Below are 9028 nucleotides of genomic sequence, written 5' to 3'. Positions count from 1 at the left end.
TCGTCGACGACTCCCGCGGGAAGCCGTACGGGGCCGGGCCGGGGTCGGGGGGTGGCTGCCACTTCTTCGGCCACTACTTCCTTCAGCTCACGCCGCCGCTGGCCCTTCTGGGCACAGTTGCGCTGCAAATCCTGCCCCGGGAGCGCACCGTCCGGGCAGTCCTCGCCTCCGCGTGCGTCTGCTCCCTGTTCGTGGCCTGGGGGCTGTTCGTGCCCCGCCCCGACCTCGCGCACGCCCAGCGCCTCGCCGCCGCCGTCCAGAGCCGCACCTCCCCCGGCGACCGCGTCCTGTTCTGGGGCATGCACCCCGAGACGTACTGGCTCGCCGACCGTGTCCCCGCCAGCCGCTATCTGAGCGCGGGCCTGCTCACCAACTACAGCGGTGGGCGCGACGGTCCCCGGGTGGGGGAGGAGTACGCGGTTCCCGGTGCCTGGGGTGTCTTCCGCGCGGAACTGGCGGCGCGTCCGCCCGCGGTGGTCGTCGACGACTCCCGCGGGAAGCCGTACGGGGCCGGGCGGGTGCGGGGATTTCGGCGGGTGCTGAGTGGTGGGGGGTATGAGCGGGTGGGGGTGGTGGGTGGGGCGGTGGTGTACACGCGGGGCGCCCCGGACCCGCCCCTTCTCCGAAACTGGGGCTCCGCCCCAGACCCCGCTCCTCAAACGCCGGAGGGGCTGAAAGACGTCGCCGGTGCGGCAGAGTCCTAGCGCTCGGCGAAGACTCCAGTCTGCTCCGGTGAGATACCAGCGTGCACCGGCGAGAATTTCAGCCCGTCCGGCGATTGAGGACGAGGCGCGGAGCGCCGATACGGGGGTCTAGGGGCGGAGCCCCAGCCGTGGCACAAAAGGGAAGCCTGGAGCGGCCCCCCGGGCACAAGGGGGGGCCTACATGCGCCGCCAATCGCGCGTCACCGCGACCATCGCCGCCACAGCCTTGCGCCGCCCCCCGCGGCTGTCGCGGATCCCGGCACCGAACTCGACGTGCAGGAACTCCGTCTCCTCCGCCCAGGCGGTACGCCCCTGCACGTTGCGGCGCCCCTCCAGGGGGCAGGAACGGGCCCAGGCGCGGCACACCTCGTAGCCGCGCCGCCGCAGCGCGTCCGCCAGGTCCCTGCCCTCCGTCACCGCCTCGCGGCCCCGCCCGGTGGAGGCGACCACGTCGTAACGGGGCGCGGAGTCGTCCGCCATGCCGTGCACCTGGATGCCGGGCACCCCGCGCTTCGCCAACTCGCCGCAGATGGCGTGAAACACGCTTTTCCGGCGGTGCGCCACGTCCGCCTCGTCACCGTGCCCAGCTTTGCGATGTGCCCCAGCAATGACAAGCACACCGCCCGGGGAGCGGCTGAGCAGCGCGGCGCCGAGATGCTCGGTGTTGCGGTCGGCAACGGGGTGCGGCACCTGCACGGACCAGCGGATCGGGGAGTCGAGGTCCACGTACGCCCGGCCCCAGCCACGGGGGGCCTCGGCGTCGTCGGAGCGGTCGGAGACCTCGGCGTAGCGCCGCCCGGTGGCCGGTTCGGTGACGGTGCGGATCCGGAAGTCGACATCGGCCAGTCGGCGTTCGGCGCGGGAGCGGTGCCGGTCCAGGAGGAGGGCCACTCCTTCGGCGACGGCACGCCGCTCATCGCGCGTGGGGCGGCGGTACCCGCTGTCCTCGGAGAAGCCCGAGGTGTAGGCGGTGATCCGTTCCTCCAGGCCGGCGTGGGGCGACACGGAGCCGGAGGCGGAGCGCTCCCCGGAGCCGTCGTCCGGCGAACTGCACTGCGTGAGACTCAGCACTCCCGCCGTGACGACGGCAAGTACGGCAAGGCCCTTGAGCCGCTTTGCTTTTGTTATCGACCGAATTGGAGGGTGAGTCATGGTTGTATAAAGATAGCCTCGTGATGACACGTCCTTCGCGCGGGCTCATACCGGCCTGCGCCGCCTCGCTCGTCCTGCTCGCGGCCACCGCCTGCGGCCCCTTCGGCGACGACGGGAAGGCCGCCGACGACGGCGGCCCGGCCTTCACCGTCGCCGCGGCCGGCGACATCCTGATCCACCCCAAACTCACCGAGCAGGCGCGCAAGGACGCGAAGGCGACGGGCAAGGGGGAGCAGGGGATCGACTTCGCCCCGATGCTGGCGGGCATCAAGCCGGTGATCAGCAAGGCGGACCTCGGCATCTGCCACTTCGAGCCGGTGGTGGGTGAACCCGGCGGCCCCTTCCAGGGCTTCCCGGACTTCGTGGTGCCGCCACAGGTCACCACGGCGGTCAAGGGCGTCGGCTACGACCAGTGCTCCAGCGTCTCCAACCACAGCCTCGACCACGGCCCCGAGGGCGTCACACGCACCCTGAACGCCCTGGACAAGGCGGGTCTGCGGCACACCGGAACGGCACGGAACCAGGCAGAGGCGGACAAGCCCCTCATCACCAATGTGAAGGGCGTCAAAGTCGGACAGATCGCCTTCGCGCTCGGCTTCAACGGACGTGAAGTCCCCAAGGACAAGCCCTGGCTCGCCAATCTGACCGACTTCGACCGGATCGCGGCCGCCGAGAAGAAGGCCCGCGCCGCCGGTGCCGACGTGGTGATCCTGAGCATCCACTGGGGCAAGGAGCACCAGCCCAACGCCGCGGCCGAGCAGGTCGAACTCGGCCGCAGGATCGCCAAGGAGACCGGCATCGACCTCGTCGTCGGCCACCACGCGCACGTGGTGCAGCCGATGGAGAAGGTCGACGGCACCTGGATCGCGTACGGCCTCGGCAACCAGATCGCCCGGCACGACGCGCCGAGCGGCCTCACCGAGGAGGGTGTGATCGGCTGGTTCGAGTTCCACAAGCGCGGCGGCAAGTGGGACGTCGACGCCAAGTACGTGCCCACCTTCACCGAACTCCCGCCGGACCCCGACGAGTCCGGCCGGATGCCCAAGGGCGCCGTACAGGACAATCGGCTGATCACCGTGACCGAGGCGCTCCGCGACGGTGACAAGCTCAGCGACCAGCAGCGCGCCCGCTACCGCCTCGCCTTCGAACGCACCGAGGGCACTGTGCTCAACCGCGGCGGCGGCAAGGACGGCCTCGAGCCCCTGGAGAAGTTGCCGGACTGAGAACCTTTGAAGAACACCTGGCGGCAGGACTGGCGGCCTTCGCCGCTCCCAAACAAAGTGGATCTTTGATCTGGCTCACACTTCGCCGCGTTCGTACATCCATCCGGACCCGTCATGGGTCATGACATTCCGATCGCACCCGTGCGCCAAACACGCGCCGCGGCGCGCAACCCCTTGCCCGCGTCACCCCAGTGTCACTTCGTGTCACTCCAGGAGAGGAGCACCCCTTGGCCGCTTCGCCCACGAAGCGGCGGCACAAGGTCCGCCGAAGGACCGACATGTCACTCATCGGAGGCATCCGGCCCCCGATAGCCGTGCTGTCGGTTCTGCTCCTTGCCCTGGCGGGCGTCACCGCCCTCACCCTCGGCCGCGTCGGCCAGGAGGCCGTCCCCAAGGCCGTCAAGTCGTCCCAGCAGCACTTCGCCGAGGACGGCGCCATCGCCCTGCGCGCCTCCATCGACGAGAGCGTCACCGACCTCACCCGGACCGCGGACCTGTTCAACGCCGCCGACCCGGTGCCCGCCGACGCCGTACTCGACAAGATCGGCAGCGTCTACCAGAAGTGGATGGGCACCGCCGTCGTCGAGATCCGCTCCGGCAAACTGATGGCCGCGCGCGGTGAGAACGTGCCGCTGGCCGCGATCGACCGCTCGAAGCTGAGCGGCGACCACGGACTCGACCCGCGCATGGTGCGCCTGGAGAACGGCGAGACCCGACTGCTCACCTTCTCCGTCCTGGCCTGGAAGGGGCAGCCGCAGCAGCTCCTGGTGGCGTCGAGCAGCCTGCGCTTCCCGGGCATCAGCCTCGGCAACTTCCGCTCCATCGCGGTCGTCGGCGAGGACGGCAAGGTGCTCAGCACCGACGGCATCCCCGAGCCCGAGCAGGTCAGCACCGAAGAGGAGCAGGCCGAGGTCAAGGCCTCCAACAACCAGCTCAAGATGTTCGCGGAGACCGCCGCGAAGAAGTCCCGCAGCCACCCGCTGCTCTCCAAGGAACCCGGCTCCGGCGGCTACCTCGGCGTCAGCGGCCATCTGATCGGCGACCGCCACGACGGCGAGCGCGCCGTCGCGGGCTATGCCTCGCTCGCCGCCCCCGAGGCCGGCGAGTCCACCGTGGCCACCCGGCTCGGCCTCAGCGTCGTCGCCATGGTCCCGGTCGCCGAGGACTCCAAGCGCACCACCAGCTCCGCCTTCGGCCTGCTCGCGGCCGGCGCGCTGCTCCTGATCGGCGGCCTGACCGTCTTCTGGCTCCTGCGCACCGTGCAGCGCCCGCTGATCCGGCTGTTCCTGGAGAGCCGCAGGCTCACCCGCGGCGACCTCAACCGCCCGGTGTCCGTGCCCAAGTACGGTGAGGCCGCCCGCATCGGCGCGGCCCTGGAGCGACTGCGCCGCCAGTTGCTCGGCGAACCTGCCGCGAAGGTCCCCGCCAAGCGCAGCAGGTTCGGCAGCCGGACCCTGGTCGCGGTCGCCGGCGTGCTGCTGCTCCTGTGGGCGGGACCGCTGCTGCTCATGCTCAACCGGCCCGGTGACAGTGTCCAGGTGCCGCAGCAGATGATCAACGACCAGCGCGAGCGCACCGACACCCTCTCCGACCGGGTCCGCCGCGCGCTCAACGAGGGCCACGCCGACCTCACCTCGGTCGCCTCGCTGATCGGCGCCAAGACCGACCCCTCGGACATGGAGAAGGTCCTCGACAGCACCCTGAACCAGCACTCGCGCTATCGGTCCCTGTACGTCCTCGACAGCAAGGGCGAGGTTCTCGCCAGGGCCGGCGGCGACCCGCGCGGTGTCGGTGACAAGCCGTCCGAGCAGCAGGTCCGGGTGATCGACGAGGACGGCAAGGAGCCGGTGATCATCGGCACCGCCGAGCTGTCCGGACGCCAGGGCGCCGCCGTGGTGGGCGAGTTCCGCATCGAGTTCCTCAACTCGCTGCTCAAGCGGCCCGGCCTCGGTTCGGTGCGGGTCGTCGACAAGGACCGTAAGATTGTCGGCGGCAACACCGGCTACCGTGAGTTCCAGGGGCTGCCGAGCGGTCGCCTGGACGGGCTCGTGAAGGGCACCAGCCAGAAGGTCGGCAACAAGCCGCGGCCCAGCGGCGTGCTGTACCGCGACGGCGATGACATCCAGATCGCCGCCGCCGCCCCGTTCGCCGGTGGCGGCGTGGCCGAGCAGTTGGGCTGGACCGTCGTCAGTTGGCAGCCCGCGTCCGCCCTCTCCATCCCCGAGTACACCCTGCAGAACCGCACGGTCCTCGCGGGCATGCTCGGGGCCACGGCGGCCGTGGCCTGTCTCGGCTGGCTGCACATCATCGTGGTGCGGCCGCTGCGCAAGCTCGCCGACCAGTCGGAGGCACTGGCCGACGGAGACCGCAAGACCGTCCTGTACCCGGTCCACCACGACGAGGTCGGAGCCGTCACCCGCAGCCTCGAACTGATCAGGCAGCAGATGCCGTCCAGTGCGCAGCGCAAGCGGGACGGCGCGAGCGCCGGTCTCGCCGGAAGGAACTGAACCGCCGTGCTCTTCCTCTTCACCGTCCTGGTGGTGTGCTGTGCCGTGCTGCTGATCGCGGGAGTGATCGAGCAGCGGCGGCACTTCACCAACCTGGAACACATACCGTCGCGGGTGCTGGTCAACGGCATCCGCGGCAAGAGCTCCATCACCCGCCTGTGCGCCGGCGCACTGCGCGGCGGCGACCTCACCACGGTCGCCAAGACCACCGGCACCGCCGCCCGCTTCATCCACCCCGACGCCACCGAGGAGCCGGTCTACCGCAAGTTCGGCATCGCCAACGTGGTGGAGCAGATAGGCATCGTGCGCCGCGCGGCGGCGTACAACCCGGACGCGCTGGTCATCGAGTGCATGGCGGTCATGCCCGCCCTCCAGGAGATCAACCAGTCCAAGCTGATCCGCTCCACCATCGGCGTGCTCTGCAACGTCCGTGAGGACCACCTCGCCGAGATGGGCCCCACCCTGGACGACGTGGCGCGCTCGCTGTCCCGCTCCATGCCGGAGAACGGCATCTGCGTGACGGCCGAGAAGGACCGCTTCGACATCCTCAAGCAGGAGGCCGAGTCGCGGAACTGCGAGCTCGTCTACGCCGACCCGGAGACGGTGTCCGACGAGGAGCTGCGCGGCTTCAGTTGGTTCACCTTCAAGGAGAACGTGGCGATCGCCCTGAAGGTCGCCGAGCTCCTCGGCGTGGGCCGCGAGGTCGCCCTCCAGGGCATGTACGACGCGCCGCCGGACCCCGGTGTGCTCTCCGTCGAGCGGTACGTCACCGAGGAGGGCAAGAAGCTCCGCTTCGCCAATGTCTTCGCGGCCAACGACCCCGAGTCGACGCTGATGAACATCAACCAGTTGCTCGACCTCGGCGCCATCCACCGCCCCCTGAACGTGGTCATCAACTGCCGTCCCGACCGCGTCGAGCGCAACGGCCAGATGGGCGAGATCATCCCGGACCTCAAGCCGGACAAGGTCTTCGTCATCGGCCACCCCGCCAAGTCCGCCATCGACGCCATCCCCACCGAGTGGCGCTCGCGCGCCGTGGACCTCGGCGGCGACAAGCGCGACCCGGAGGAGTTCATGGGCCAGTTGCTCGGGCAGCTCGGCGCCGAATCCTCGCTCGTGGCCATCGGCAACATCCACGGCCAGGGCGAGCTGCTCCTGGAGCACCTCGCCGAACTCCCCGCCGACGAGAGCGAGGACCCGGCGTCCCCGGCCGCCCCCGCCGGTGATCCGGCCAACGAGACGACCGGCAGCCACCATCTGTACGAGCCGCACCTCGACCCGTACCAGCACTACCCGGAGGCGTACGAGAGCCGGTACAACACGGCGTCGCACCAGGTCCCGGCGCAGTTCGCCAACACCCACGCCGCGCAGGACCCGTACGCGGCGCAGGGCTCCTACCAGGGCGCGTACCAGGGCCAGCACCAGGGCCAGCACACGGCCCACGACCCGTACGCGGGGCAGGGAGCCCAGGCTCCGTACGAGAACCACGGCTCCTACGGCACCCAGGGCTCCTACGGCACCCAGGGCTCCTACGACGCCTACGGCCAGCACGCCCAGCACGACCCGTACGCGCAGCACCAGACGTATCAGGCACCGCACGAGACGCAACCACAGGTACACCAGGACTCGTCTGCACAGTCGGGCCCGTCCGCACAGCAGCAACCTCCCGCACAGCGCGGCCTGTTCGAGCCGCGTGTCCAGCCCGCCCCGCCCGCCGCGGATGAAACCCAGCAGTGGCACAGCCCAGGAGAGCAGCGTTGATCCCGTCCGTCCTCACCCCCGAGATCGCCGCGGTCGGTATCGCGCTCGGGCTGCTGTTCTCGCTCGTCTGCTACTTGACGACGAACCTGTCGCCCGGCGGCATGATCACGCCGGGCTGGCTGGCGCTGACCCTCGTCGAGGACCTCCAGCGCGCCGCCATGGTGGTCGGCGTCACCGTCCTGACGTACGTCTGCGTGCTGCTGATGCAGCGCTTCGTCATCCTCTACGGCAAGCGCCTGTTCGCCGCCGTCGTCCTGACCGGTGTGGTGCTCCAGGCCACCGTGATGATCGTCCTGTCGATCGAGTTCCCGCTCATGTACAGCAACCAGACCCTCGGCTTCATCGTGCCCGGTCTGATCGCCTACCAGCTCGTGCGCCAGCCCAAGGGCCCCACCCTGCTCGCCACGGGCTCGGTGACCCTCATGGCCTATGTCGTCCTCACGGCCGGGATCCTCCTCGGCTTCATGCCGTCCGCCTGACTCCGGAGCCACTCATGCCGCTCAAGAAGAAGCGCCCCGCACTCCACGCCGTCACCGTTCTCGCCCTGCTCGCGGGCAGCACCTACCTGACCGTCGAACTGCGCAAGGACGAGCAGGACAAGACGCCCACCGTGCAGGCCGTCACCGACACGCCCGACCTCACCAACGGCACCGGGCAGGCCGACGGGAAGCAGAAGTGGGAGCGGCTTCGCAACCCCGACCGGTCCGTCCTGCGCACCGAGGACGGCAAGGTCCTCGCCACGTTCACGGACGGTGCCCGCACGGCGACGCTCTCCGGGCCGAGCCGTACCTTCGCCGAGCCCACCAACACCAAGTCCAAGGTCGTCACGGACAACTGGGTGCGTTTGATGCCGGAGAACTGGCGTCAGGGGGCCGAGAAGGAGAAGTGGTTCAAGGACTGGTTCAAGCAGTACGCCGGCAGCGAGGAGGACGACATCTTCGCCTTCGCGTTCCAGTACGTGGAGGGGGCGCCGGTCAAGAAGGACGACGAGGGCATCGCCTACGCCGGTGACGCCAGCTTCGGGCCGTTGAACCCCAACGGCAGCGAGGGCAACGACCTGCGCGAGGAGCAGTCCGACTTCTTCGACTACCTCGGCATCCCGTACACCTTCCGGGACGGTACGACGATCCAGCCCGAGGCCAAGCGGGCGCGCGCCATCGACTGCTCCGGCTTCGTACGGACCGTGTTCGGCTACCGGGCCCGGTTCCCGCTGATGGCCAACGACCTCTCCGGTGACGGGCTGCCCCGTACCGCCAACGGCATGGCCCGCGGCAAGGTCGGTGCGCCGGTCATTCCCCTCAAGGGTGTCGCCCCGGCGGACCGGCCGAAGAGCATCGACGTCGTCCAGCCCGGTGACCTGGTCTTCTTCAAGCTCGACGCGCGTACCAAGGAGCGGCTCGACCACGTGGGGATCTTCCTCGGTCACGACGGTGAGGGGCACAAGATCTTCATCTCCAGTCGGGAGGAGGTCGACGGGCCTACCATCGGGGACAAGAGCGGTACGTCCCGTCTGGACGGGAACGGGTACTACGCGTCCGCTCTGCGTAGCGCCAAGCGGCTCTAGCCCGCGGCCGGGTGGGGGTTCCCGTTCCTGCGCCGCTACCGCGGCAGGAAGCTCCCCACGTGGGCGAGCCGCTCCTTGGTACGCGCGTCGAGCTTGAAGAAGACCAGGTCACCGGGC

At 69.9% G+C, this 9028-nt stretch carries 6 protein-coding genes and 1 pseudogene; 6 read left to right on the top strand and 1 reads right to left on the bottom strand.

Annotation, left to right across the window (positions count from 1 at the left end):
* Positions 1-704 (top strand): annotated as a pseudogene (locus IG78_RS43490) (hypothetical protein); the annotation flags it as partial.
* A 177-nt stretch (positions 705-881) separates the two neighbouring features.
* Here IG78_RS43490 and IG78_RS0140170 read toward each other — a convergent pair.
* Positions 882-1856, bottom strand: coding sequence for a hypothetical protein (locus IG78_RS0140170; RefSeq protein ID WP_051853536.1), 975 nt, complete (start codon positions 1854-1856; stop codon positions 882-884).
* A gap of 23 nt (positions 1857-1879) precedes the next feature.
* Here IG78_RS0140170 and IG78_RS0140165 point away from each other — a divergent pair, with 23 nt between their 5' ends.
* From IG78_RS0140165 to IG78_RS0140145, 5 genes are all read left to right on the top strand, one after another.
* Positions 1880-3079 (top strand): CapA family protein, encoded by a 1200-nt coding sequence (locus IG78_RS0140165; RefSeq protein ID WP_030574396.1) that lies wholly within the window; start codon positions 1880-1882, stop codon positions 3077-3079.
* Between the two features lie 278 nt (positions 3080-3357).
* Entirely contained in the window at positions 3358-5586 is a 2229-nt protein-coding gene (locus IG78_RS0140160) for a HAMP domain-containing protein (RefSeq protein WP_037686575.1), read from the top strand.
* A 6-nt stretch (positions 5587-5592) separates the two neighbouring features.
* Positions 5593-7347, top strand: coding sequence for a poly-gamma-glutamate synthase PgsB (gene pgsB / locus IG78_RS0140155; protein WP_030574390.1), 1755 nt, complete (start codon positions 5593-5595; stop codon positions 7345-7347).
* Positions 7344-7826 (top strand): poly-gamma-glutamate biosynthesis protein PgsC/CapC, encoded by a 483-nt coding sequence (locus IG78_RS0140150; RefSeq protein WP_030574387.1) that lies wholly within the window; start codon positions 7344-7346, stop codon positions 7824-7826. The genes pgsB and IG78_RS0140150 overlap by 4 nt, the downstream gene beginning before the upstream one ends.
* A 14-nt stretch (positions 7827-7840) precedes the next feature.
* A complete protein-coding gene (locus tag IG78_RS0140145) occupies positions 7841-8911 on the top strand; it encodes a C40 family peptidase (protein ID WP_030574384.1) in 1071 nt (356 codons plus the stop codon).
* Positions 8912-9028 lie beyond the last annotated feature (117 nt).

It is taken from the genome of Streptomyces aureocirculatus, from assembly GCF_000720475.1.
Classification (GTDB): domain Bacteria; phylum Actinomycetota; class Actinomycetes; order Streptomycetales; family Streptomycetaceae; genus Streptomyces; species Streptomyces aureocirculatus.
The sequence above is the reverse complement of the archived record's forward strand: the minus strand, read 5'-3'. Positions and strand labels throughout refer to the sequence as shown.

Coding starts and splice junctions, on each gene's coding strand:
- IG78_RS0140165 (WP_030574396.1), top strand. CDS start 1,880: ATGACACGTCCTTCGCGCGGGCTCATACCGGCCTGCGCCGCCTCGCTC.
- IG78_RS0140145 (WP_030574384.1), top strand. CDS start 7,841: ATGCCGCTCAAGAAGAAGCGCCCCGCACTCCACGCCGTCACCGTTCTC.
- IG78_RS0140160 (WP_037686575.1), top strand. CDS start 3,358: ATGTCACTCATCGGAGGCATCCGGCCCCCGATAGCCGTGCTGTCGGTT.
- IG78_RS0140170 (WP_051853536.1), bottom strand. CDS start 1,856: ATGACTCACCCTCCAATTCGGTCGATAACAAAAGCAAAGCGGCTCAAG.